24 protein-coding genes and 1 riboswitch are annotated in these 23047 nt (G+C 71.0%); of the genes, 13 read left to right on the top strand and 11 right to left on the bottom strand.

Annotation, left to right across the window (positions count from 1 at the left end):
* The first annotated feature begins 31 nt into the window (after window positions 1–31).
* Both HJG52_RS14260 and HJG52_RS14255 read left to right on the top strand, forming a co-directional pair.
* Window positions 32–898, top strand: a complete 867-nt coding sequence (locus HJG52_RS14260; RefSeq protein ID WP_171244295.1) for an NUDIX hydrolase — start codon at window positions 32–34, stop codon at window positions 896–898.
* Window positions 895–1722, top strand: coding sequence for an MBL fold metallo-hydrolase (locus tag HJG52_RS14255; RefSeq protein WP_171244294.1), 828 nt, complete (start codon window positions 895–897; stop codon window positions 1720–1722). Before HJG52_RS14260 ends, HJG52_RS14255 begins: the two co-directional genes overlap by 4 nt.
* A 90-nt stretch (window positions 1723–1812) precedes the next feature.
* Here HJG52_RS14255 and HJG52_RS14250 read toward each other — a convergent pair whose 3' ends face one another.
* Window positions 1813–2490 carry a Crp/Fnr family transcriptional regulator gene (locus tag HJG52_RS14250; protein ID WP_346767756.1) on the bottom strand — a complete coding sequence of 226 codons (678 nt, stop codon included), beginning with the start codon at window positions 2488–2490 and terminating at the stop codon, window positions 1813–1815.
* Between the two features lie 104 nt (window positions 2491–2594).
* On the opposite strand from HJG52_RS14250, the gene nth reads away from it, so the two are divergent.
* The 3 genes from nth to HJG52_RS14235 are packed head-to-tail and all read left to right on the top strand — an operon-like array spanning window position 2595 to window position 5281.
* Window positions 2595–3365 (top strand): endonuclease III, encoded by a 771-nt coding sequence (gene nth, locus HJG52_RS14245; RefSeq protein WP_171244292.1) that lies wholly within the window; start codon window positions 2595–2597, stop codon window positions 3363–3365.
* Complete coding sequence (locus HJG52_RS14240) at window positions 3362–4069, top strand: NUDIX hydrolase (protein ID WP_346767755.1); 708 nt, start codon at window positions 3362–3364, stop codon at window positions 4067–4069. Before nth ends, HJG52_RS14240 begins: the two co-directional genes overlap by 4 nt.
* Window positions 4070–5281 (top strand): MarP family serine protease, encoded by a 1212-nt coding sequence (locus HJG52_RS14235; RefSeq protein ID WP_171244290.1) that lies wholly within the window; start codon window positions 4070–4072, stop codon window positions 5279–5281.
* Between the two features lie 79 nt (window positions 5282–5360).
* Here HJG52_RS14235 and HJG52_RS14230 read toward each other — a convergent pair whose 3' ends face one another.
* Together HJG52_RS14230 and HJG52_RS14225 are read right to left on the bottom strand one after the other, a co-directional pair.
* Window positions 5361–6275 (bottom strand): alpha/beta fold hydrolase, encoded by a 915-nt coding sequence (locus HJG52_RS14230; RefSeq protein ID WP_171244289.1) that lies wholly within the window; start codon window positions 6273–6275, stop codon window positions 5361–5363.
* A 58-nt stretch (window positions 6276–6333) separates the two neighbouring features.
* On the bottom strand, window positions 6334–6732 hold the full coding sequence (locus HJG52_RS14225; RefSeq protein WP_171244288.1) for a phage holin family protein: 399 nt from the start codon (window positions 6730–6732) through the stop codon (window positions 6334–6336).
* Window positions 6733–6862: 130 nt separating this feature from the next.
* Here HJG52_RS14225 and HJG52_RS14220 point away from each other — a divergent pair, with 130 nt between their 5' ends.
* Together HJG52_RS14220 and HJG52_RS14215 are read left to right on the top strand one after the other, a co-directional pair.
* Window positions 6863–7315, top strand: coding sequence for a CBS domain-containing protein (locus HJG52_RS14220; protein WP_171244287.1), 453 nt, complete (start codon window positions 6863–6865; stop codon window positions 7313–7315).
* Window positions 7316–7348: 33 nt separating this feature from the next.
* On the top strand, window positions 7349–8635 hold the full coding sequence (locus tag HJG52_RS14215) for an ArsB/NhaD family transporter (RefSeq protein ID WP_171244286.1): 1287 nt from the start codon (window positions 7349–7351) through the stop codon (window positions 8633–8635).
* Here the strand turns inward: HJG52_RS14215 and nhaA are convergent.
* The 7 genes from nhaA to HJG52_RS14180 all read right to left on the bottom strand — a co-directional run bounded on the left by nhaA (window position 8617) and on the right by HJG52_RS14180 (window position 16593).
* Entirely contained in the window at window positions 8617–9996 is a 1380-nt protein-coding gene (nhaA, locus tag HJG52_RS14210; RefSeq protein ID WP_171244285.1) for a Na+/H+ antiporter NhaA, read from the bottom strand. The genes HJG52_RS14215 and nhaA overlap by 19 nt on opposite strands.
* 93 nt (window positions 9997–10089) lie before the next feature.
* The gene (locus tag HJG52_RS14205) at window positions 10090–10638 is read right to left on the bottom strand and encodes an NADPH-dependent FMN reductase (protein WP_171244284.1); all 549 of its coding nucleotides are present in this window, start codon (window positions 10636–10638) and stop codon (window positions 10090–10092) included.
* 43 nt (window positions 10639–10681) lie between these two features.
* Entirely contained in the window at window positions 10682–11104 is a 423-nt protein-coding gene (locus HJG52_RS14200; RefSeq protein ID WP_171244283.1) for an acyl-CoA thioesterase, read from the bottom strand.
* Complete coding sequence (locus tag HJG52_RS14195) at window positions 11101–13518, bottom strand: bifunctional salicylyl-CoA 5-hydroxylase/oxidoreductase (protein WP_171244282.1); 2418 nt, start codon at window positions 13516–13518, stop codon at window positions 11101–11103. Before HJG52_RS14195 ends, HJG52_RS14200 begins: the two co-directional genes overlap by 4 nt.
* A complete protein-coding gene (locus HJG52_RS14190; protein WP_171244281.1) occupies window positions 13515–15173 on the bottom strand; it encodes an AMP-binding protein in 1659 nt (552 codons plus the stop codon). The genes HJG52_RS14195 and HJG52_RS14190 overlap by 4 nt, the downstream gene beginning before the upstream one ends.
* Entirely contained in the window at window positions 15173–16111 is a 939-nt protein-coding gene (locus HJG52_RS14185; protein WP_171244280.1) for an acyl-CoA thioesterase domain-containing protein, read from the bottom strand. The genes HJG52_RS14190 and HJG52_RS14185 overlap by 1 nt, the downstream gene beginning before the upstream one ends.
* Complete coding sequence (locus HJG52_RS14180) at window positions 16108–16593, bottom strand: cupin domain-containing protein (RefSeq protein WP_171244279.1); 486 nt, start codon at window positions 16591–16593, stop codon at window positions 16108–16110. Before HJG52_RS14180 ends, HJG52_RS14185 begins: the two co-directional genes overlap by 4 nt.
* A gap of 79 nt (window positions 16594–16672) precedes the next feature.
* Here HJG52_RS14180 and HJG52_RS14175 point away from each other — a divergent pair, with 79 nt between their 5' ends.
* On the top strand, window positions 16673–17110 hold the full coding sequence (locus HJG52_RS14175) for a RidA family protein (RefSeq protein ID WP_171244278.1): 438 nt from the start codon (window positions 16673–16675) through the stop codon (window positions 17108–17110).
* Here HJG52_RS14175 and HJG52_RS14170 read toward each other — a convergent pair.
* Window positions 17070–18032, bottom strand: a complete 963-nt coding sequence (locus HJG52_RS14170; protein WP_346767754.1) for a PaaX family transcriptional regulator — start codon at window positions 18030–18032, stop codon at window positions 17070–17072. The two genes, HJG52_RS14175 and HJG52_RS14170, sit on opposite strands and share 41 nt — an antisense overlap.
* Window positions 18033–18091: 59 nt before the next feature.
* On the opposite strand from HJG52_RS14170, the gene HJG52_RS14165 reads away from it, so the two are divergent.
* The 5 genes from HJG52_RS14165 to pucL all read left to right on the top strand — a co-directional run bounded on the left by HJG52_RS14165 (window position 18092) and on the right by pucL (window position 23047).
* A complete protein-coding gene (locus HJG52_RS14165; RefSeq protein WP_171244277.1) occupies window positions 18092–19522 on the top strand; it encodes an NAD-dependent malic enzyme in 1431 nt (476 codons plus the stop codon).
* Window positions 19519–20799, top strand: a complete 1281-nt coding sequence (locus HJG52_RS14160; protein ID WP_171244276.1) for a DUF6986 family protein — start codon at window positions 19519–19521, stop codon at window positions 20797–20799. The genes HJG52_RS14165 and HJG52_RS14160 overlap by 4 nt, the downstream gene beginning before the upstream one ends.
* A gap of 10 nt (window positions 20800–20809) precedes the next feature.
* On the top strand, window positions 20810–21325 hold the full coding sequence (locus HJG52_RS20930; protein ID WP_171244275.1) for a helix-turn-helix domain-containing protein: 516 nt from the start codon (window positions 20810–20812) through the stop codon (window positions 21323–21325).
* A 179-nt stretch (window positions 21326–21504) separates the two neighbouring features.
* Window positions 21505–21570: riboswitch (guanidine-III (ykkC-III) riboswitch) on the top strand.
* 11 nt (window positions 21571–21581) lie between these two features.
* Entirely contained in the window at window positions 21582–21896 is a 315-nt protein-coding gene (locus HJG52_RS14150; protein WP_171244274.1) for a DMT family transporter, read from the top strand.
* Between the two features lie 248 nt (window positions 21897–22144).
* Window positions 22145–23047, top strand: a complete 903-nt coding sequence (gene pucL, locus HJG52_RS14145) for a factor-independent urate hydroxylase (RefSeq protein ID WP_171244273.1) — start codon at window positions 22145–22147, stop codon at window positions 23045–23047.

Raw genomic sequence — 23047 nt, 5'->3', positions numbered from 1 at the left:
GCGGTTTTACCTCGAACCGGAGGGGCCCGGGATGGTGACCACGCGTGACTTCGCGGTCGCCGAGATCCTGCGCGAGCGGGCGCGGGCCTGGCTCGACGCGGGCGGCGCCGCGGGCGCGCGGGAGATCGTGACCCCCAGGTATGCCGCGACCGTCATGGTCGTGCGCGACGGCGCCCCTTCGTCTTCCGGCCGGCCGGGCGGGGTCGAGGTGTTCATGCTGCGCCGGGTGGCCACGATGAAGTTCGCGCCACGGATGATGGTGTTCCCCGGCGGTGGTGTCGACCCGCGCGACGCGGACGAGTCGCTGCCGTGGGCGGGCCCGACCCCGGCGGAGTGGGCGGGGCTCATGCAGGTCGACGAGGCGCACGCCCGCGAGCTGGTGGCCGCGGCCGTGCGCGAGGTCTTCGAGGAGTGCGGGGTGCTGCTCGCGGGCCCGTCGGCCGACGAGGTCGTGGCCGACGTGAGTGGCGAGCACTGGCAGGAGCAGCGGCGCCGGCTGCTCGACCGCGAGGCGTCGCTGTCGGAGGTCCTGCGCGAGCACGACCTCGTGCTGCGTTCGGACCTGCTGGGCTACCGCGCCCACTGGATCACCCCGGAGTTCGAGGCGCGGCGCTACGACACGCGCTTCTTCTCCGCACTGGTGCCGGCCGGGCAGCGCCCCGACGACCAGACCAGCGAGGCCGACGTCGCCGACTGGGTGGTGCCGTCCGAACTGCTCGAGTCGTGGCGGGCCGGTGAGGCGCTGATGCTGCCGCCGACCGTGGTGAGCGTCGAGGAGGTCGCGGCGGCTGCCGGTGCCGGGGAGTTCGTCGCCGAACGTCCCGTCATCGCACCCGTGCAGCCCGAGATCGTCGACACCCCGGACGGTGCCGTGATGCGCGTGGAGCTGCCCCGATGACTCCCGCGGTGGCTCCGACGCCGTCGGCGGCGCCGGGCGAGTGGCGCGGCGGACAGGTGACCGAGCGGGCGCTGTGCGTCCTCGCGCCCAACCCGAGCCCGATGACGCTCGACGGCACCAACACGTGGGTGCTGCTCGAGCCTGGCTCGAGCGAGGCTGTGGTCATCGACCCCGGTCCGCTCGACGAGGGCCACCTGCGCGGCGTCGTGGATTCCGTTGCGGCACAAGGGGCTCGGGTCGGCCTGACGATCCTCACCCACGGCCACCTCGACCACGCCGAGGGCGCCGAACGGTTCGCCGAGTTCACCGGAGCACCCACGCGGGCCGTCGGTCGCGGCCACGACGACCTCACCGACGGCGACCAGATCACCACGGGCGGCCTCGACCTGCGGGTCGTCGCCACCCCGGGCCACACCAGCGACTCGATGTCCTTCGCGCTCGCCGCCGACCACGCCCTGCTCACCGGCGACACCGTCCTCGGCAGGGGCACGACGGTGGTGGCGCACCCCGATGGTGAGCTCGCGGCATACCTCGCGTCGTTGGAACGCATCGCGGCACTCACCGGTGGCGGCGACGTCACCTCGATCCTCCCCGGACACGGCCCGACCATCCCCGACGCGAAGGCGATGGTCGACTTCTACCGCGTGCACCGCGCCGAGCGGCTCGAGCAGGTGCGGCAGGCGCTCGCCGACGGGGCCGCGCAGGCGCCCGACGTGGTCCAGGCGGTGGTCGAGACGGTGTATGCCGCCGTGCCCCGCGAGGTCTGGCCGGCCGCCGCGCAGAGCGTGCGGGCGCAGCTCGACTACCTGGGCCAGCCTTGGTGAGGCCGCGACTTCACACGCGAACCTGGAGGTTCACACGGCCTACTAAGGCGAGCGAACCTCACTTTCCCGCTTGACGCGTAAAAGCTGGGGTCAGCGGGCGCGGCGCTTGAGGCGGTCGACGTCCAGGATCAGCACGGCGCGGGCCTCGAGCCGCAGCCAGCCACGCGTGGCGAAGTCGGCGAGCGCCTTGTTGACCGTCTCGCGCGAGGCGCCGACGAGCTGGGCGAGCTCCTCCTGGGTGAGGTCGTGGGCGACGAGCACGCCCTCCTCGACCGGGCGGCCGAACCGCGCGGACAGGTCGAGCAGCGCCTTGGCGACGCGGCCGGGCACGTCGGTGAAGACGAGGTCGGCGAGGTTCTCGTTGGTGCGGCGCAGGCGCTGGGCGAGCGCGGCGAGCAGCACCTTGGCGACCTGGGGGCGGCCCTCGAGCAGCCCGTTGAGGTCCTCGTTGCCGAGGCCGAGCAGCTGGGTCTCGGCGACCGCGGTGGCGGTCATGGTGCGCGGGCCCGGGTCGAACAGCGACAGCTCGCCGAACATCTCGCCGGGACCGAGGATCGCGATGAGGTTCTCGCGGCCGTCGGGCGCGCGGCGCCCGAGCTTGATCTTGCCCTCGCGGATGACGTAGAGCCGGTCGCCCTGGTCGCCCTCGTGGAACAGCACGTCGCCGCGCTCGAGCCGCGTGTTGGTCATCGACTGCATGAGCGTCGCCGACGCCTCGTCGTCGAGGGCTGCGAACAGCGGAGCCTTCTTCACCACGTCCTGGTCCACGCCCGTAGTGTGCCACGACCGCTGTCGGCTTCGCCCCGTAGTCTGTGCTGGTGTCCGGACCCGCATCCCCGCAGGCCAGCCCGTCCGCCCAGCCGCGCCGTCGCATGACGCCCGCCGAGCGTCGCGCGGCCAAGTTCGCGGCGGAGACGCCGGTCGCCCGCACCCGCCGTGCGCGCAGGATGTACAAGCTGCTGCACGAGCGCTACTGGTACGCCCACGCCGAGCTCGACTTCCAGAACCCGCTGCAGCTGCTCGTCGCGACCGTCCTATCCGCACAGACCACCGACGTCATGGTCAACAAGGTGACGCCGAAGCTCTTCGCCCGCTATCCCGACGCGGCCGCGCTCGCCGGCGCCGACCGCGAGGAGATGGAGCAGATCCTCAAGCCCATCGGCTTCTTCCGCGCCAAGACCAACTCGGTCATGAAGCTCGGCGCCGAGCTGGTGGAGCGGTTCGGTGGCGAGGTGCCGCCGCGGATGAAGGACCTCGTGACCCTGCCCGGTGTCGGCCGCAAGACCGCCAACGTCGTGCTCGGCAACGCCTTCGACATCCCGGGCATCACCGTGGACACCCACTTCGGGCGGCTCGTGCGGCGCATGGGCTGGACCACCGAGGAGGACCCGGTCAAGGTCGAGCAGGTCGTCGGCAAGCTGATCCCGCGCAAGGACTGGACCATGCTCAGCCACGTCCTGATCTTCCACGGCCGCCGCACCTGCCACGCCAAGAAGCCCGCCTGCGGGGCCTGCCCCGTCTGGGAGCTGTGCCCGTCCTACGGCATCGGCGAGACCGACCCGGTGAAGGCCGAGAAGCTGCTCAAGTTCGAGCTCGCCCCGGGGGCCGACTTCCCGTATGCCGCGGACGCCGGGGCCTCGTGAGCGCTCCGGCCGGCGAGTGGGCACGTCCGTCGTGGCTGGAGCGTGCGGCCGCGGCCGTCCGGGCGGCCGACGAGGGGTTCTTCGCCCAGTTCGCACCACCGTCCACCGGTGGGGTGCACTCGAGCGTCCTGCTGCTCTTCGGGCCGGCCGACGGCGGGGGTGAGGACGTCGTCCTCACCGAGCGGGCGCACACCCTGCGCAGCCAACCCGGCCAGGTGTCCTTCCCCGGTGGCAAGCGCGAGCCGACGGACGCCTCGGACACCGCGGCCGCCCTGCGCGAAACGCAGGAGGAGGTCGGCATCGACCCGGCGACGATCGACGTCGTCGCCGACCTGCCGCAGATCTACCTCGCCCCGCGGTCCTTCGTCGTGACCCCGGTCCTCGGCTGGTGGCGGCAGCCGGGCACCGTCGACGCGGTGGACCCGCGCGAGGTGCACCGGGCCGTGCGGGCGCCGCTGTCGCACCTGCTCGACCCGGCCTCCCGGTTCACGGTGACCCACCCGAGCGGCTACCGCGGGCCCGGGTTCGAGGTCGACGGGTTGTTCGTCTGGGGCTTCACGGCAGGGCTGCTGTCGGCGGTGCTCGATTTCGGCGGGCTGACGGTTCCGTGGGACCGTAGCGTCGAACGTCCGCTGCCTGACACCTACCGACCCGGTGGTCGACGTGACGCACTCACCCAGACCGCGACGGAAGGCCGGGCCTAGATGTTCCTCGGACTGACCGTCCTCGACGTCCTGCTGATCCTGCTCTTCATCAGCTACGCCATCACCGGGTACCGGCAGGGACTCGTCGTCAGCGTGCTGTCGCTGCTCGGGTTCCTTGCGGGTGGGGCGCTCGCGATGTGGCTGGTGCCGCTGGCGCTCAACGAGTGGGCGGCGCTCGACAACGCGCTGCTGCTGCGGTCTGTCGTGCTCATCGCCGGGGTGTTCATCCTCGCCTCGCTGGGGCAGGCGCTGTTCGTGATGCTGGGCGCCCGGCTGCGCGGCCACCTGCAGCGGCGCCCGGTGCGGGCGCTCGACGCGGTGACCGGTGCGCTCGTCGTGGTCGCCTCGGCCGCGGTGCTCGTGTGGTTCATCGCCGGCGCCCTGCGCGGGGGCGCACCCGCTCCCATCGCCAAGGCGATCGGTGAGTCGCGCGTGCTGCGCACCATCGACGGGGTCGTACCGCCCCAGACGTCGCGGCTGTTCGCGGGCTTCCGCGAGGTGCTCGACCGCGAGGGCTTCCCGCGGGTGTTCGACGGGCTCGAGGCCGAGCGCATCAGCCCGGTCGCCCCACCCGACCCGGACGTCGCGCTCACCCCCGGCGTGCGGGATGCGGCGTCCTCCATCATCAAGATCACCGGGGTCGCCGACGCCTGCAACCGTGGCCAGGAGGGCAGCGGCTGGGTCGTGGCGCCCGAGCGAGTGGTCACCAACGCCCACGTCGTCGCCGGGATGGAGCGGGCCACCTTGCGCATCCACGGCACCGGCCGGTCCTACACGGGGCAGGTCGTGATCTTCGACGACAAGCGCGACCTCGCCGTGCTGGCCGTGCCGGGTCTGCCCGCCCAGCCGCTGCGGCAGGGCCCCGACCTGGCTCGCGGCGACAGCGGCGTGGTGGCCGGCTTCCCGCTCGACGGGCCCTACCGGCTCGACGCCGCCCGCGTCCGCGAGGTCGTCGACGCCCGAGGGTCCGACATCTACGGCCGCCCGGGCACCAGCCGCGAGGTCTACTCCCTGTTCGCCCAGGTGCGTCCCGGCAACTCCGGCGGTCCGTTGCTGTCCACCGACGGTCGGGTCGTCGGCGTCGTCTTCGCCAAGTCGCTCGACGACGACCAGACCGGCTATGCCCTGACCATGGCCGAGGCCCGACCAGTCCTCGACGCGGCCACCAGCGCCTCCACCCCCGTGGACACCGGAGCCTGCGTCACCGGCTGACCCTGTGTCCGAGCGACGGGCCAGCCGCTGCTGTTCACCGGTGACGCCTTCACCCACACCGACGTCCGTCCGGCATACCTCAGGACGTGACGCGACCCAGCCAGTCGAGCAGCTGCCGGTTCACGGCGTCCGGCGCCTCCTCGGGCAGGAAGTGCCCGACGTCCGGCAGCAGGTGGCGCTCGAACGGCCCGTCGCAGAACTCGCCCGACCCACCGGCCGACGCCGCCACGACCGCCCCGTCGTCCCGGCCGTGCAGCTGGAGCACCGGCACCGTGATCGGGGTCTTCATCCTCGCGGCATACCGCCAACCGTCGGGGCGCACCTGGCTGCGCACCACCCAGCGGTAGTACTCGGCGGCGGAGTGCGCGACGAACGGCAGCGCCATCGCGTCGGAGTAGAACCGCGCCTCCAGCGGGCTCGGCCAGATGCCGTTCGGGCTGGCCCACTCGCGCAGCAGCCGCTGCACGTACCCGCCGTGCACCGTCATCTGCCGCTCGGGCACGAACGGGCGCTGCAAGCCGGCGAGGTAGGCGTTGGCGCGCAGCTGCTTCGGGTCGCGCAAGGACGCGCGGCGCAGCACGAGCGGGTGCGGCATCGACAGGGACGCGATGGCGCGGGTGACGGTCGGCTGGTAGGTCGGCATGCTCCACGCGATCCAGCCGCCCCAGCCGTGGCCGACGACCGTCGCGCGCGAGGCGCCGAGCGAGCGCAGCACCGACGCGACGTCGGTCGTGGAGGTGACGGTGTCGTAACCCCGTGGCGGCTTGTCGGACGCGCCGTAGCCGCGCAGGTCCATCGCGCACGCCCGGTAGCCCGCCTCGGCCAGCGCCTCCATCTGATGGCGCCACGCCCACCAGAACTGCGGAAACCCGTGCAGCAGTAGGACGGTCGGCCCTTCACCCAGCTCCGCGACGTGGAACCGTGCGCCGTTGGCGGCGACGAACCGGTGCTCCCAGGGTCCGTCGACGAGGGCCATCGAGGCGTCGAGCGTCATGACGGGGTATGCCGCGTGGCCGGGCGGGTGTGCGTGGTCGCGGGCGCGTGGTCGCCGGTCAGTGGCCGTTGCCCTTGAGGGCGTCGATGGTCTGTTCGGCGTTGCGGATCGTCTGCTCCGGCTTGCCGCGCATCTTCTTCAGCTGGGCCCGGCCGATGAGCGCGAGGATGCCCGCGATGACGAACAACAGCGCCGTCGTGATGAGGTAGCCGGCCCACTCGGGCAGCCAGATGTCGATCACGGCGACGACCGTGTGGAACAGGAAGATGAGCCCGAGGACGCCGACGAACGCTGCTCCGGCGAGCATGCCCGCGCCGGCGCCGGCCTTCTTGGCGTCGGCCGTCACCTCCGCCTTGGCGAGGGCGATCTCGCTGCGCACGATCGTGGACACGTCGTGGGTCGCGTCGGCGACGAGCTGTCCGATGGTTCGTTCGGGCGTGCCGTTCGGGGTGGTCATCCGGTTCACCTGCGCCTTCCTGCTCCGGTGGTGCGCGCTAGCAACCCTAGCGGCGGTATGCCGCGCGAGCGCGTTCGGTGCCCGCGTCCAGCCCGCGCCCCGCGGGCCCGGGGCTCCTATGCTGCCCGGTATGAGAGCCCGCGAGCTGGCCGAGGAGTTTCCGCACGTCCGGGCGTCGGACAGCGCGCTGGTCGCGGCCCGTGCCATGGCCGAGGCCGGTCGCCCCGGCATCGTGGTGCTCGACGATGACGGACGGCCCCGGACCGTGCTCCCCGGGTCGCAGGTGCTGCGGTTCGTCATCCCCCGCTACGTCCAGGAGGACCCGGCCCTGTGCCGGGTCTACGACGAGAAGACCGCCGACGAGCTGTTCGGCCGGCTGCGGGACCAACAGGTCAAGGACCTGCTGCCGGACCGCAAGGACCACGACGAGATCCCGGTGGTCGACCCGGACGCCACCTCGATCGAGGTCGCTGCGGTCATGGCCCGCATGCGCAGCCCCATCGCGGTCGTCGCCGACAAGGAACGGGTCATCGGTGTCATCACCGTGAGCCGTCTCCTGCGCCTCCTGCTGCCGGACGAGTGAACTGGCTGACGCCCCCGCCATGATGCCCACGCCATGATCACGTTCCTCGCGATCGCCGCCTTCGTCGCGGCATACGTGCTCATCGCCACCGAGCGGATCCACCGGGTGGCGGCCGCGCTCTGGGGCGCGGCCGCGATGGTGCTGCTCGGGGTCGTCGACGCCGAGTCGGCGTTCTTCAGTCCCGACACCGGGATCGAGTGGAACGTCATCTTCCTGCTGCTCGGGATGATGATGATCGTCTCGGTGCTGCGGCGGACCGGCGTTTTCGAGTACCTGGCGATCTGGGCGGCCAAGCGGGCCCGCGGGCGGCCGTTCGCGGTGATGGTGATGCTCGTCGTCATCACCGCCGTGGCCTCGGCCCTGCTCGACAACGTCACGACGGTGCTGCTCGTCGCTCCGGTGACCTTCCTCGTCTGTGACCGGCTGAACGCGCCACCGATCCCCTACCTCATCGCTGAGGCGATGGCGTCCAACATCGGCGGCACCGCGACCCTTGTCGGCGACCCGCCCAACATCATCATCGCCGCGCGATCGGGCTTGTCCTTCAACGACTTCCTGCTCCACCTCGCCCCGGTGGTCGTCGTCCTGCTGGTGGTGTTCATCGGGCTGTGCCGGGTGCTGTTCCGGTCGGCGTTCCGCTACGACCCCGAGCGGGCCGAGGCGGTGATGAGCCTCGACGAGAAGGAAGCCATCGAGGACCCGCGGCTACTCGTGATCTCACTCGCCGTCCTGGCGCTCGTGCTGCTCGCGTTCGTCCTGCACTCGGTGCTGCATCTCGACCCGTCGATCGTCGCCCTGCTGGGCGCCGGCGCGCTCGTCGCGATCACCCGGCTCGAGCCGAAGGACTACCTGTCGGAGGTCGAGTGGCCGACGCTGGTGTTCTTCGCCGGGTTGTTCGTCATGGTCGGCGGGCTCGTCAAGGTCGGGGTCGTCGACGACCTGGGCAGGGCGCTCGGCGACGCCGTCGGTGACCGCTACCTGCTCGCCAGCTCGGTCGTGGTCTGGGTGTCGGCGGGACTGTCCGCGGTCATCGACAACATCCCGTACGTCGCCACCATGGCGCCGATCATCAACGACCTCGCCGGCGGAGCAGGTCAGCAGGGGCAGGCGCTGTGGTGGGCGCTGGCCCTGGGCGCCGACCTGGGCGGCAACGCCACCGCGGTCGGTGCCAGCGCCAACGTCGTCGTGCTCGGGATCGCGGCCCGCAACGGGCACCCGATCTCGTTCTGGCAGTTCACGAAGTACGGCCTGGTCGTCGCGCCAGTCACGGTCGCGATTTCCTGGCTGTACCTCGTCCTGCGCTACTTCGTGCTGGCCTGACCGGCCGGACCGGAACCGGCCGAACCACGGCTGGCCTGGCCGGCCTCCACCGGCTCGAAGCAGTCGGGCACGCCGTCGCCGTCGAGGTCCTCGGTCTCGGTCTGCTCGATCCGCCGGTAGACGACGTTGCGGGCACGGAGCACGATCGCCGCCAGCGCCGCAGCCACCAAGGACCCGACCAGGACGGCCAGCTTGACGTGGTCGTCACGCTCGCTGCCCGCCCCGAAAGCCAGCTCGCCCACGAGCAGGGACACCGTGAAGCCGATGCCGGCCAGCAGGGAGATGCCGAGCACGTCCCACCACGACAGGTCGTCGTCGAGCTCGGCGCGGGTGAACCGGGCCACGAGGTAGGTGCCGCCGAAGACGCCCACGAGCTTGCCCAGCACGAGCCCCAGGACGATCGCGATCGCCGCCTCGTCGGCCAAGGTCTCGCCGAACCCGCCGCCCACGACCCGCACTCCCGCGGCGAAGAACGCGAACACCGGCACGGCGACCCCCGCCGACAGCGGCCGCAGTCGGTGCTCGAACCGGTGCGCGACGTCGGTGTCGGCGTCGAGGGTGCTGAGCCGCTCGGGCACGCTCTCGCGCGGCTTCACCGGCACCGACAGGCCGAGGAGCACACCCGCCACCGTCGCGTGGATGCCGGACTCGTGCACGAGCACCCACGTCGCGACGGCCAGCGGTACGAGCAGCCACCACCGCGCCACCCGCCGCTGCGCCAGCCACGCGAACGCCGCGAGCGGGATGAGCGCCAGCCCGAGCGCGCGCAGGTCGAGGCTGTCGGTGTAGAAGATCGCGATGATCGTGATGGCCACGAGGTCGTCGACGACGGCCAGCGTCAGCAGGAACGACCGCAGCGCCGACGGCAGGTGCGTGCCGATCACGGCCAGCACCGCCAGCGCGAATGCGATGTCGGTCGCCGTCGGGATCGCCCAGCCCCGCATCGCCTCGGAGTCGCCACCCATGAAGGCGACGGTCGCGGCATACAGGGCCGCCGGCACGGCCACCCCACTCAGCGCGGCGGCGACGGGCAGCGCCGCCTTGGCGGGGCTGCGCAGCTCGCCGACGATGAACTCGCGCTTGAGCTCCAGCCCCGCGACGAAGAAGAAGATCGCGAGCAGCCCGTCGGACGCCCACTGGCCGAGGGTGAGGTCGAGGTGGAGTGACGCCGGACCGATCGTGAGGTCGCGCAGGTCGGTGTATGCCGTGTGCCAGGGGGAGTTGATCCACACCAGCGCCGCGAGCGCGGCCACGAGCAGCAGGGCGCCACCGACGGTCTCGGTGCGCAGCGCAGCGGTGACGCGTTGGGTCTCGGCCCACGTGGAGCGGGCGAACAGACGGGGGCGGGGCGTGATGGTCACGTCGGGCCTTTCACGGTCGACTACGGAGCAGACGTCAAAGACGCCGCCGACCAGGCTTCCCGGCTCACCACAACAACAATGTCGAGGCCCAGTTTACCGGTCGAGCGGAGTCCTCGCGGACGCGTCCAGCTCGGCGAACATGGCGGCCAGCGCGGTCTCGTCCTCGGCGCCCGCCCGGACCTCACCGTCCTGGCCAAGGGTCTTCTCGAACACCAGCCCGGGGCCGTCGACGACGGTCATCTTCACGCGCTCGAGCGTCTGGCGCAGCGCCTCCTTGGCATAGCTCGCGCCGTACCAGCCGTACCCGACGCACCCGACCGGCAGCCCCTCCCACTCGGCATAGAGGTAGTCGATCGCGTTCTTGAGCGCTGCGTTGTAGCCGCGGTTGTACTCGGGCATGACCAGCACGAGCGCGTCGGTCGCCCGGATCGCCTCCGACCAGGCGCGGGTCTTCTCGTGCGTGTAGATGCCGGTCGACGGCTGCTCCGGCTCATCGAGCAGGGGGAACGCCCACTCGCGCAGGTCGTGGACGGTGAGGTCGAAGCCGTCCGGCACCTGGCTCGTCACCCAGTCGGCGACGTGGTGGCCGATGCGGTGGGGGCGGGTGCTGGCGATGACGACGGAGAGCCGCGGCTGGGTCATGGCCGCAGGCTATTGCCCCGGGTATGCCGTGTGGTCGCCCTGGTCAGTCGGCGTCGCCGAGCGCTGAGAGCCACTCGTCCGGCCAGGGGCTGCTCGCGGCACCGGCGCCGTGGTCGGCCTCGTCGAGGTGGACGACGACGTAGCGACCCTTCGCAGCGCGTCGTCGGTGGTGGCCGTCGAAAGCCTCGCCCCAGATCTCGAACTCGTAGGTGAGCGACGAGGTACCGACGGCCGCGACGGACAGAGTGGTCGTGACCTCCTGGCTGAAGAACAGCGGCGCCTCGTAGTCCGCCTCGAACCGCACCCGGGGCGTCACCGGGAAGTAGGCGCCGAGGTCGAGGCCGGCATGCTGGACGAGCTGGGCCTCGGCGGCCTCCACCAGCCGGTTGACGAGGGTGTTGTGGTGGATGCCTGCTGCGTCGGTATCGACCCACTGGACCGTCGACCGGCGCGTGGCGGACCTCATGCCGAGACGGACGACGCCAAGTCGACGCCGCGCGGATCGCCTTGCCCCTCAAAGGAGTTCGGGCGCCAGCGCAGGTGCACCTCGTCCTGATCTCCGTCGCGCAGGAGCGCGAGCCGGGGTGGGATCTTGTCGGTGCGAGCCGTCGGCGGACGGCGCCGTCCTGCGGCCCAGGGGTCGGGCCACTCGGCCGCCGGACCGGCATACTCCTGCTCGGCGGCCGCGTGCAGCGTCCACTGGGGGTCGTAGAGGTGGGTCCGGCCGAGCGCGCACAGGTCGGCGCGACCCGCGAGCAGGATCGAGTTGACGTCGTCGTAGGACGAGATCGCGCCCACCGCGATGACGGCCACGCCGGCGGGCTGGGCGACCTCGTGGCGGATGCGGTCGGCGAAGGGCGTCTGGTACGACCGGCCGAAGGCCGGCTGCTCGTCCTTGGTGACCTGGCCGGAGGACACGTCGATCGCCGCGGCGCCGTGCTCGACGAAGGCCCGAGCGATAACCACTGCGTCGTGCTCGGTGTTGCCGTCCGGCACCCAGTCGGTGGCGGAAATCCTTACGGTGACAGGGATCGCGGCGGGCACGACCTCACGGACAGCATCGAAGACCTCCAGGGGGAACCGCAGCCGGTTTTCGACGGAGCCGCCGTACTCGTCGGTGCGCTGGTTGGAGATGGGGGAGATGAAGGACGACAGCAGGTAGCCGTGGGCCGCGTGCACCTCGACCAGGTCGAAGCCTGCGTCCACGCCGCGCCGCGCCGCCTCGCGGAAGTCGGCGACGACCTTGTCCATGTCGGCGCGGGTCATCTCGCGCGGCAGGTGGCAGCCGTCGCCGTAGGCCAGCGCGGACGGCCCGATGACCTCCCAGTTGCCGTCCTCGAGCGGCTCGTCGATGCCCTCCCACATGAGCTTGGTCGACCCCTTGCGGCCGGAGTGGCCGAGCTGGAGCCCGATCTTCGCGGTGCTGCGGCTGTGGACGAACTCGGTCACCCGCGCCCACGCGTCGCGCTGCTCGTCGGTCCACAGGCCCGGACAGCCCGGCGTGATGCGTCCCTCCGGGGAGACGCAGGTCATCTCGGTCATGACCAGCCCGGCGCCGCCGAGCGCCTTCGACCCGAGGTGGACGAGGTGGAACTCGCCCGGCACACCGTCGACCGCGACGTACATGTCCATGGGAGACAACACGATCCGGTTCTTCAGCCGCAACGGGCCGATGTGGGTTGGCTGGAACATCGCCGGAGCCGACTCGTCGCCCTCACCCTCGGTGCGGGCGAAGGCCGCCTGGGTGCGCGCGGCGAAGGCGGCGTCACGGTCCTTGAGGTTCTCGAACGTGATGCGCCGCGACCGGGTGAGGAGGTTGAAGACGAACTGGTCGGGGTCCTGGTCGGCATACATGCCGATGTTCTCGAACCACTCCAGGCTTGCCTGGGCGGCGCGCTGGGTCGACTCGACGACCGGCTTGCGTTCCTCCTGGTATGCCGTGAGCGCGGCTTCCACGGTCTGGTGCTCGTGGAGGCAGGCGGCCAGCGCGAGGGCGTCCTCCATCGCGAGCTTGGTGCCCGAGCCGATCGAGAAGTGGGCGGTGTGCGCGGCGTCGCCGATGAGGACGACGTTGCCGTCGTGCCAGCTCTCGTTGCGCACGGTGGTGAAGCTCAGCCACTTGGAGTTGTTGGTGAGGATCTGGTGACCACCCAGCTCGCGGGCGAAGATCTCACCAACCCGCTCCACGGCATACTCGTCCGACACCCCCGGCGGGAAGACCTCGTCCTCGGTGCGGTCGAACCCGGCCCGGCGCCAGACGTCCTCGTGCATCTCGACGATGAAGGTGGATCCCTTGTCGGAGTAGGGGTAGCCGTGGATCTGCATCGTGCCGAACTCGGTGTTCTTGACGATGAACTGGAACGCCTCGAAGACCAGGTCGGTGCCGAACCAGATGTACTTGTTGTGGCGTCGGTCGAGGTCGGGGCGGAACGCGTCGGCGTAGCGCGTGCGCACGGCCGAGTTGAGCCCGTCGGCGGCGACGACCAGGTCGTGGGTGGCGCGCAGCTCGTCGGGATCGGGTGCCTCGGTGCGGTAGTGGATGGTGACGCCGAGCTCGGCGACCCGCGCCTGGAGGATGTGCAGCAGCTCCTTGCGGCTCATCGCTGCGAAACCCTGGCCGCCGATGGTGAACGAGCGTCCGTCGACGTCGACGTCGATGTCGGTCCAACGCGCGAACCGGCTCTCCATCGCGGAGTAGATCGCCGTGTCCGCGCTCTCGATGCCGCCCAGTGTCTCGTCCGAGAACACCACGCCGAAGCCGAACGTGTCGTCGGGGGCGTTGCGCTCCCAGACGGTCACCTCGTGGGTCGGGTCGAGCTGCTTCATCAGGGCCGCGAGGTAGAGCCCGCCCGGGCCACCGCCGACGATCGCGATCCTCATGACTGCTCCTCCTGCGTGGTCAGCTCGCGCAGCTTGAAGTGCTGGAGCTTGCCAGAAGTGTTGCGGGGCAACGCCTCCACGAACCGAATCCGCCTCGGGTACTTGTACGGCGCGATGGTCGACTTCACGTGGTCCTGGATCTCCTTGACCTTGGCGTCGTCGGCGACAACACCCTCGCGCAACACGACGAACGCGCTGACGATGCAGCCGCGTTCGGGGTCCGGCTCGCCGACGACACCGGCCTCAACGACGTCGGGGTGGCCGTCGATCGCGGCCTCCACCTCGGGTGCGCCGATGTTGTAGCCCGACGACACGATCATCGAGTCGGTGCGCGCGCGGTAGTGGAAGTAGCCGTCCTCGTCCTCGAGGAACGTGTCACCGGTGACGTTCCACCCGTCGACGACGTAGGCGCGCTGCCGGTCGTCGTCGAGGTAGCGGCAACCGACCGGGCCGATCACGGCAAGCCGCCCCTCGGTGCCCGCAGGCACCGGCTGGTCGTCGTCGCCGAGGATCGTCGCGCGGTAGCCGGGCACGGGCTTGCCGGTGGCGCCCGGACGGATGTCGTCACCCGCGGCCGAGATGAAGATGTGCAGCATCTCGGTCGCGCCGATGCCGTCGATGATGCGCAGCCCGAGCTCGTCGCGGACCGTCTCCCACAGCTCCTGAGGGATGTGCTCGCCGGCGCTGACCGCCGCGCGCAGGCCGCGCAGCTTGTCGAGGTTGCCCGACTTCACGATCTGCTTGTATGCCGTGGGGGCAGTCGCGAGCACCGTCACCCCTTGTGTCGCAACGAGATCGGCGAGCTCGACCGGCGTCGCCGCCTCGGTGAGCAGCGCGCTGGCCCCGGCCCGGAGCGTGAAGACGACCAACATCCCGAGCCCGAACGTGAAGGCGAACGGAGCCGTGCAGGACACCACGTCGTCGGGCTCGAGCCGCAGCACGTGCCTGCCGAAGGTGTTGTCGATCGACAGCACGTCGCGGTGAAAGTGAGTGGTGATCTTGGGGACGCCGGTGCTGCCCGACGTGGGGCCGAACAGGGCGACGTCGTCGGCCGCGGTGTCGACGGCGACGAACTCGCCGGACTTCCCCTCGGCCCGACGAGTGAGGTCGTCCTCGACCTCACCGCCGTAGGCGACCACGACGAGGTCGGGCGCCTCGGTGTCGCGCACGACCGCCACGTCCTCGATGAACCGGTGGTCGACGAGCGCGATCACGGGCTTGGTCCGGGCCACGATCGGCCCGAGCTCGCGCGCCCGCAACGCGGCCATCGTGGTGACGACGATGCCGCCCGCCTTGAGGACCGCGAGCCAGGACACGACGGTCCACGGGTTGTTGGGGGAGCGCAGCAGCACCCGGTTGCCGGGCTCCAGTCCCAGGTCCTCCACGAGTACCTGCGCGACCTGGTTGACCCTGCGCTGGAGCTCGCCGTAGGTCCACTCCGCACCATCCGGCGTCCTCAGCGCCGGCCGGTCGGCACCCCACCGGTCGACGGCCACGTCGAGCAGTTCGGCGGCCGCATTGAGCCGCTCGGGGTACTGGAGGTCCGGCGTCGTGAACTCCAGCGTGGGCCACTGCGCGGCCGGCGGGAGGTGGTCGCGCGCGAACGTGTCGGTGTAGCCGCTCGGGGTGAGGGTGACAGTGGACTCCGTTGTCATCACTGGCCTTTCGTGGCGGGGCGGATCATGCCTTCCTGCACGACGGTGGCCAGGTGGCGTCCGTCGGGGGTGAAGAACCGGCCCAGGCCGACCCCACGACCGGCATCGGCCGCGACGGCCTCCTGGGTGTAGAGCAGCCAGCCGTCGAGGTCACCCGGCGCGGGCGGCCGGTGGAACCACATGGCGTGGTCGAGGCTCGCGGTGACGAGGCCCGGATCGGCCCAGGCCAGGTCGAGCGTGCGCAGGACCGGCTCGAGGATCGTGTAGTCGCACACGTAGGCGAGCGCGGCCAGGTCGCGCTGGTCGTCCGCTAAGCCTTGAACAGGCCGCAGTGCGTCAAAGGCCTTGACCCACAACGCCTGCTGCGGTGTCGCCCCGCCGTCCACGCACACGTAGATCGGACCCGGCACGTGTCGCATGTCGAAGCTGCGCCCGCTCGACCAGTACTCCTTGGACTCCTCGGTCATCGTCGTTCCGTCGCCGGGCGCGATGTCCGCCAGGTAGGCCGCGGAGCTCGGCAACGACTCCGGTGACGGCACCTCGGTCGGCGCGGACGCGGCATACCCACTGCTCTTCTCCCCGGCGGCGAAGCCCGCGAGGCAGACGTAGGCGACCTTGCCGCTCTGGATCGCGCGCACCTGGCGGGTGGAGTAGCCGCGACCGTCGCGCAGCAGCTCGACCTCGTAGGTGACGGCGGCGCCGATGTCGACGGGGCGCATGAAGTAGCTGTGCATCGAGTGCAGCGTCTTGCCGTCGGTGACGGTGCGCATCGCGGCGGCGGCGGCCTGCGCGACCATGTCGCCCCCGTAGGCCTTGGGCCAGGGACACGGCTGGGTCGTGGCGGTGAACGCGACGTCGAACAGCTCGGGGTCGGCGGGCGTCAGGGTGACGGCCCGCGTGAAGACCTCCGAGGTCGGTGACGACGCGGACGGCCTCACGGGCGGCTGTTCCAGTCGCGCAGGTCGTCGTCACTGACCTGCGGGAGGTTGACGACGATGTTCTCGGGCGTGCGGGTCGTCATCCAGGTCAGCGGGTTGTTGCGGTCGAGGTTGCACTCGACGTGGGGCATGAACGGCGGCACGAACACCCAGTCGCCCTCGGACATGTCGAGGTAGTCCTCGAACCGCTCGCCGAAGTAGATGCGGGCGCGGCCGGACAACACGTAGCCGCCGGTCTCGGCCTCGCCGTGGTGGTGGGGGACCGAGCGGTAGCCGGCGTCGTTGCTCACCTTGCCGAACCACAGCTTGGTGGCGGGCGTGTGCTGGATGCTCACGCCGGAGATGCGGCTCGCGCCGTCGGACTGGCCGGTGTTGCCCTCCTCGGACCCGGCGCGGGTCACGAACGGGACCACCAGCCCGGACTCGTTGGCGTACATCGAGGGGTCGCCCTCGAGCTGGTACTTGCTGAAGTCCGGTTCCATCTCGCGCTCCCTTGCGTTCGGATATAGCGAGATTTTCACGATCGTCGCCAAACGTCAATAGGTGGGCTACCCTCGGTCCATGACGACGCACCCGCTGACCCCCGTGACCGTCAACCCGGCGACGCTGCCCGTGCCGAGCGGCTTCTCCCACGGCACCCTCTCGGGCAACACGCTCTACCTCGGCGGGCAGACCGCCCTCGACGCCGACATGAAGATCGTGCCCGGGGGAATCGTCGAGCAGTTCCGGCAGGCGTTCGGCAACGTGCTCGCCACCGTCGCCGAAGCCGGCGGTGTGCCGAGCGACCTCGTGAGCATCACGATCTTCCTCACCGACATCCCCGACTACCAGGCGCACGGGCGCGAGATCGGGAAGGTATGGCGTGAGCTGGCCGGGCCGGTCTACCCCGCGATGGCCGGCATCGGCACGACCGGCCTCTGGCAGCCCGAGGCGCTCATCGAGATCATGGGCGTCGCCGTCATCCCCGACGAGCGGCTGCGGGTGCCTGCCCCTCGGTGACGTAGTCGTGGGCCCGCGCCTCGAGCCGGTCGCGCAGCGCGAAGAACGTCTCGGCGGCGGCGGTGCCCGACCAGGGGCTGGGGAGCAGGTCGGCGGGCAGCCCGGGGTCAAGGAACGGCAGCCGGCGCCAGGCTGTCAGGGCCCGCACGTAGTCGCCGAAGGCCTCCGCGCGGGCGTCGGTGCTGTCTGCGGCGCCGGTGGCGACCCACCGCCGCAGGACCGGGGCGTACTCCGCCTCGAACGCGGCATACAGGTCCTGCAGGGTCGTGAGGTCCCACCACCGCGCGACCTTCGCAGCAGGCTCGCCGAAGGCGAGGTACTCCGCACGGAAGAGGTCGACGTAGGGTTCGAGGCCGTCCTGCACGAGCACCTCGCGGGTGTCGTCGGCAATGTGCGCCGGCGCGATCCAAACGCCGTTGGCGACGGTGCCAAAACCCAACCAGGACAGGCGACTTCGCAGCGCGTGGCGCTTGGCTCGCTCGGACTCGGGCACCGAGAAGACGACGACGACCCAGTCGCGGTCGTCGCTGCCGGGACGGGCGAAGATGCGGCGGTCGCCGACCTCGAGCACCTGCCGCGCGTAGGCCGACAGGGCGTAGCCCGCGGCGCCGCCGCGGCGCTCGGCCTCGACGATGCCGCGCTTCTTGAGCCGCGTCAGCGCCGAGCGGACGGCCTGCTCGTCGACGCCGGTCGCGGCCATCAGCCGGATGAGGGCGCTGACGCTGATCCACCCGCCGGCCTCGCGGACATAGAGGCCGAGGACGGTGATGATGAGGGCGCGTGGGGGCAGCGCCCCGCGGTCGGGGGCGCCGGTGAGCTCGCTCATCGTCACGGGTCGCACAGTAACCGCACGGTTCGTGCGGGGCCGGGCGGGCGACGTCGTCTCGTATGCCGTGCGGTGCTTGTGGGGGAAGCGGACCACGGCCTACCCTTCCACTTGTCAGAATCAAGAATCCGTATCGTGGAAGTGCGAGGTCTGTCATGGCGGCTCCGAGCCCCGGGTACTCCATCACCGTCCGGGTCCAGGCCCCGGCCGCGGTCGACACGACGGGTGTGGTGGCCGCCGCCGTCGCGGAGGCCGGCGGTGCACTGACCGCTCTCGACGTCGTCGAGTCCAGGGCCGGCAGCCTCGTCGTCGACGTCACCTGCAACGCCTCCGACGCCGAGCACGCCGACCGGATCACCGAGAAGATCGCCGCCGTCCCCGGCGTGACCGTGCGCAAGGTCAGCGACCGCACCTTCCTGCTGCACCTCGGCGGCAAGCTCGAGGTCGTGCCGACGGTGCCGCTCAAGCACCGCGACGACCTGTCCCGCGCCTACACGCCGGGCGTGGCTCGCGTCTGCATGGCCATCGCCGAAAACCCTGACGACGCAAGGCGGCTCACGATCAAGCGCAACACGGTGGCCGTCGTCACCGACGGATCCGCAGTGCTCGGGCTCGGCAACATCGGCCCCGAGGCCGCCCTGCCCGTGATGGAGGGCAAGGCCGCTCTGTTCAAGCAGTTCGCCGGGGTCGACGCCTGGCCGGTGTGTCTCGACACCCAGGACACCGAGGAGATCATCCGCACGGTCAAGGCGGTCGCCCCGGTCTACGGCGGCATCAACCTCGAGGACATCTCGGCGCCGCGGTGCTTCGAGATCGAGCAGCGGCTGCGCGACGAGCTGGACATCCCCGTCTTCCACGACGACCAGCACGGCACCGCGATCGTGGTGCTCGCCGCCCTGACGAATGCGCTGCGGGTCGTGGGCAAGAAGCCCGAGGACGTCAAGGTGGTCGTCTCCGGTGTCGGCGCGGCAGGCCACGCGATCGTGCGGCTGCTCGACGCGCAGGGGTACACCGACATCGTCGGCTGCGACCGCCACGGAGCCCTCGACCCCGACCCGGCGACCCAGCACAGCGACGAGTTCCGAGGCTGGATCGCGGGTCACACCAACCCCCGTCGCGTGAGCGGCACCCTCAAGCAGGTGCTTGCCGGCGCCGACGTCTTCATCGGGGTCTCGGCGCCCAACCTGCTCACGGGTGACGACATCGCCACGATGGAGCCCGGTGCCATCGTGTTCGCGCTCGCCAACCCCGACCCCGAGGTCGACCCGGTGGCGGCGAGCAGGACGGCGGCCGTGGTGGCGACCGGTCGGTCCGACTACGCGAACCAGATCAACAACGTGCTGGCGTTTCCGGGGTTCTTCCGCGGGCTCCTCGACGCGGGTGCCCGTGACATCACCAGCGAGATGATGATCGCCGCCGCCACGGCCATCGCCGACTGCGTCCACCCGGACCAGCTCAACGCGAGCTACATCGTGCCGAGCGTCTTCGACTCCGAGGTGGCACCCGCGGTGGCCGCGGCCGTTCGCCGGGCAGCCGAGGACTCCGGCCACGCCGACGCCACCATCGACGACGAGGAGACGCGGTGACGACCGTGGAGAACGACCTGCTGACCACCCTGACCGGCGAGCTCGACCAGCGCCTCGCTGCGGCGGATGCCGCTCTGGCGCGACAGTTCCCGGGCGAGCGACCCACCCGACAGCCGGTGCACACCGTCTATGTGCCCGCCGACAAGGTGACCCCTGACCTGGTGTCGCGGTGGGGGAGCGAGGCGCTGGCCGCCCTCGACGAGCACGGCGCCGACGGCGCGTTCGCCGAGGCCGTCGGCCTCGAGCCCGAGCTCGCGGACGAGGTCGAGCGGCGCGTGCGGGCCAAGCTCGCGGCCGAGCCGGTCGAGGACCTGCGGGTCGACTTCGAGGACGGCTACGGCGCGCGACCCGACGCCGACGAGGATGCCGCGGTCGAGGCCGCGGTGGCCGCGCTGCGTGAGGCCGCCGACCGCGGCAGCGGCGCGCCGTTCACCGGCATCCGCTTCAAGTCCTTCGAGGCACCCACGCGCGCCCGCGGCATACGAACGCTGGTGGCCTTCCTCTCCGCCATCGCCGACCGCGAAACCGCCACGCTGCCAACGGGATTCGTCGTCACGCTGCCCAAGGTCACGTCGGTGGAGCAGGTCGAGGCCATGGTCGTCGCCTGTGAGCGGATCGAGGAGTCCCTGGTTTTGAAGGCCGGGGCGGTGGAGTTCGAGATCCAGGTCGAGACGCCGCAGTCGATCCTCGGCCCCGACGGCACCGCGCTCGTGGCCCGGATGGTGCACGCGTCGGCCGGTCGCTGCACCGGGCTGCACTACGGCACCTACGACTACTCCGCCTCGCTCGGCATCGCCGCGGCCTACCAGTCGATGGAGCACCCCGGCGCCGACCACGCCAAGGCGGTCATGCAGGTGGCGGCCGCCGGAACGGGCGTGCGGCTCTCCGACGGCTCCACCAACATCCTGCCCGTCGGCTCGACCGAGCGGGTCCGCGCGGCCTGGGCGCTGCACGCCCGGCTCGTGCGGCGGTCGCTCGAACGCGGCTACTACCAGGGCTGGGACCTGCACCCCGCCCAGCTGCCGAGCCGGTACGCCGCGACCTACGCGTTCTTCCGCGAGGGCCTGCCGGCCGCGGCCGAGCGGCTGCGCAACTACGTCGGCCAGGTCGACGCCGGTGTCATGGACGAGCCGGCGACCGCGCGGGCGCTGTCGGACTTCATCGTCCGCGGCCTCGACTGCGGTGCCGTCGACGAGGCCGAGGTGCGCGAGCTGACCGGTCTCGACCGGGCCGCGATCGACGTCATCGCTCGCCGCGCTCCCCAGCCGAAGGGGTAGCGTCGCGCCCATGCGGGTGCGCGCCGAGTTCACGACCGAGCCGTTCCACGGCGAGGACGACGCGCTGCCCGCGCACGTCACCGCCGCCGCCGACGCGCTGCAGTATGCCGGCCTGTCGCCAGACCTGGGGCCGCTCGGCACCTCGGTGGCGGGGGATTGTGACGCGGTCGTCGACGCGGTGGGTGCCGCCCTCAAGGCGGCCCTGGCCAACGGCGCCACCCGAGTCACCCTCACGTTGGCCGACGTCAATGCGCCGGACCTGGCCGAGTCGGTCCAGACCCCCTCTGGCGCAACGGATCTCACCGACGGACTCAGCAGGCTGATCGCCGATGTCGAGGCTGAGCTGGGTGGCTCGCTCGACACGCTCTCCCGGCCGCAGAAGCAGCACGCCGTGCGACTCCTCGAGGAGCGGGGCGCCTTCGAGATGCGCCGTAGCGCCGAGACTGTGGCCGAGGCGATGGGCCTCACCCGGTTCACGGTCTACAACTACCTCAACCGCATCCGCGAGGCCGCCGCCGATGCCTGAGCCGGGAGCGGACGCACCACCTCGTCCGCCGGCACGCGCCCACCGCGGCCATGGCCTTCAACGACACCCCGACCGACTGCTACGAGGCCGCTGCGCGCTGGATCGACCTGTCGCAGTGACAGATTCGTCACCATGGGCTCGCTGGCTTTGCTCCCGGCGCTCGCGTTTGAGAGCCTGAGGCCAGGACCTCGATCGGTCCCCGGACGAGCGGTGTCGTACCCGGTCCCTCGACAAGACGACGCCAAGGAGAGTCGTCATGTCGTGGATCGTGCTCGTCGTCTCGGGTGTGCTCGAAGCCGTGTGGGCGACCGCCTTGGGCAAGTCCGAGGGCTTCAGCAAGCTGGGGCCGACCATCGTCTTCGGCGTCGCCATTCTGCTCAGCATGGGCGGGCTCGCCTACGCGATGCGCGACCTTCCCGTCGGGACGTCGTATGCCGTGTGGGTGGGCATCGGTGCCGCGCTCACCGTCGCGTTCGCGATGGCGACCGGAGAGGAACCGGCGTCACTGGCCAAGGTGCTGCTGATCCTCGGCATCGTCGGCTGCGTCATCGGCCTCAAGCTGCTCCACTAGTCGAGTTGAGTGCCTGAGACCCACCCATGGGCCGGTCTCAGGCACTCAAGTCGAACTTCAACAAACTGTTGACGGACGCCCGCCGCAGGCGTACCGTTCCATCATTCGTAAACAGGTTTCCACGATCCGGAAACGCGACTGAGGCGCTCATCCCGCGCCCGCGGCATACGGCGAAGGCACACCCACTCGCCGGCGGCCGCCCCGGATCGGCACCCCCTCGCTCACCACCGGCGCAAAGGAGCGCACCCATGAGCTATGTCCTCGGACCCAACCAGTACGGCAAGGCGGAGAACCGCGTGGTGCGGATCTACCGCGACACCGCCCGGCACGAGATCCGCGACCTCAATGTCTCGACCGCGCTGCGCGGCGAGTTCGGTGACGCGCACACGACAGGCGACCAGGCCGCCGTGCTGCCAACCGACACCCAGAAGAACACCGCCTTCGCGTTCGCCAAGGAGCACGGTGTCACCTCGCCCGAGGACTACGCGCTGGCTCTCGGCGCCCGCTTCCTCGACGCCTGCGAGGCCGCGTCCGGCAGCCGGATCGAGGTCGAGGAGTACGCGTGGGACCGCATCGAGGTCGACGGCCAGGGCCACGACCACGCGTTCGCCCGTCGGGGCGGCGAAGTGCGCACCACCGTCGTCACCCGTGACCGCGCGAGCGGCCAGGCGTGGGTCGTGTCCGGCCTGAAGGACCTCGTCGTCCTCAAGTCGACCGGCTCGGAGTTCAAGGGCTACCTCAAGGACGAGTACACGACGCTCCAGGAGACCGACGACCGGATTCTCGCGACCTCGCTCGTCGCGCGCTGGCGGTACGAGAGCACTGACGGTGTCGACTGGAACAAGTCCTACGACGACATCAAACGGGTCATGCTCGAGGCGTTCGCCACGACCTACAGCCGCGCGCTGCAGGAGACGCTCTACGCCATGGGGTCGGCCGTCCTCGACGCCCACCCCGAGGTCGCCGAGATCAAGTTCTCGGCGCCGAACAAGCACCACTTCCTCGTCGACCTCTCGCCGTTCGGCACCGAGAACAACGGCGAGGTCTTCATCGCGGCCGACCGGCCCTACGGCCTCATCGAGGCCACCGTGCAGCGCGACGGCGGCTCCGACGCCGGCGATGCCTGGCTGACCGTCCCGGGTTTCTGCTGA

It is taken from the genome of Knoellia koreensis (genome assembly GCF_013041615.1).
GTDB classification, from domain to species: Bacteria; Actinomycetota; Actinomycetes; order Actinomycetales; family Dermatophilaceae; genus Pedococcus; species Pedococcus koreensis.
This window is presented reverse-complemented; position numbering and strand designations above follow the sequence as displayed.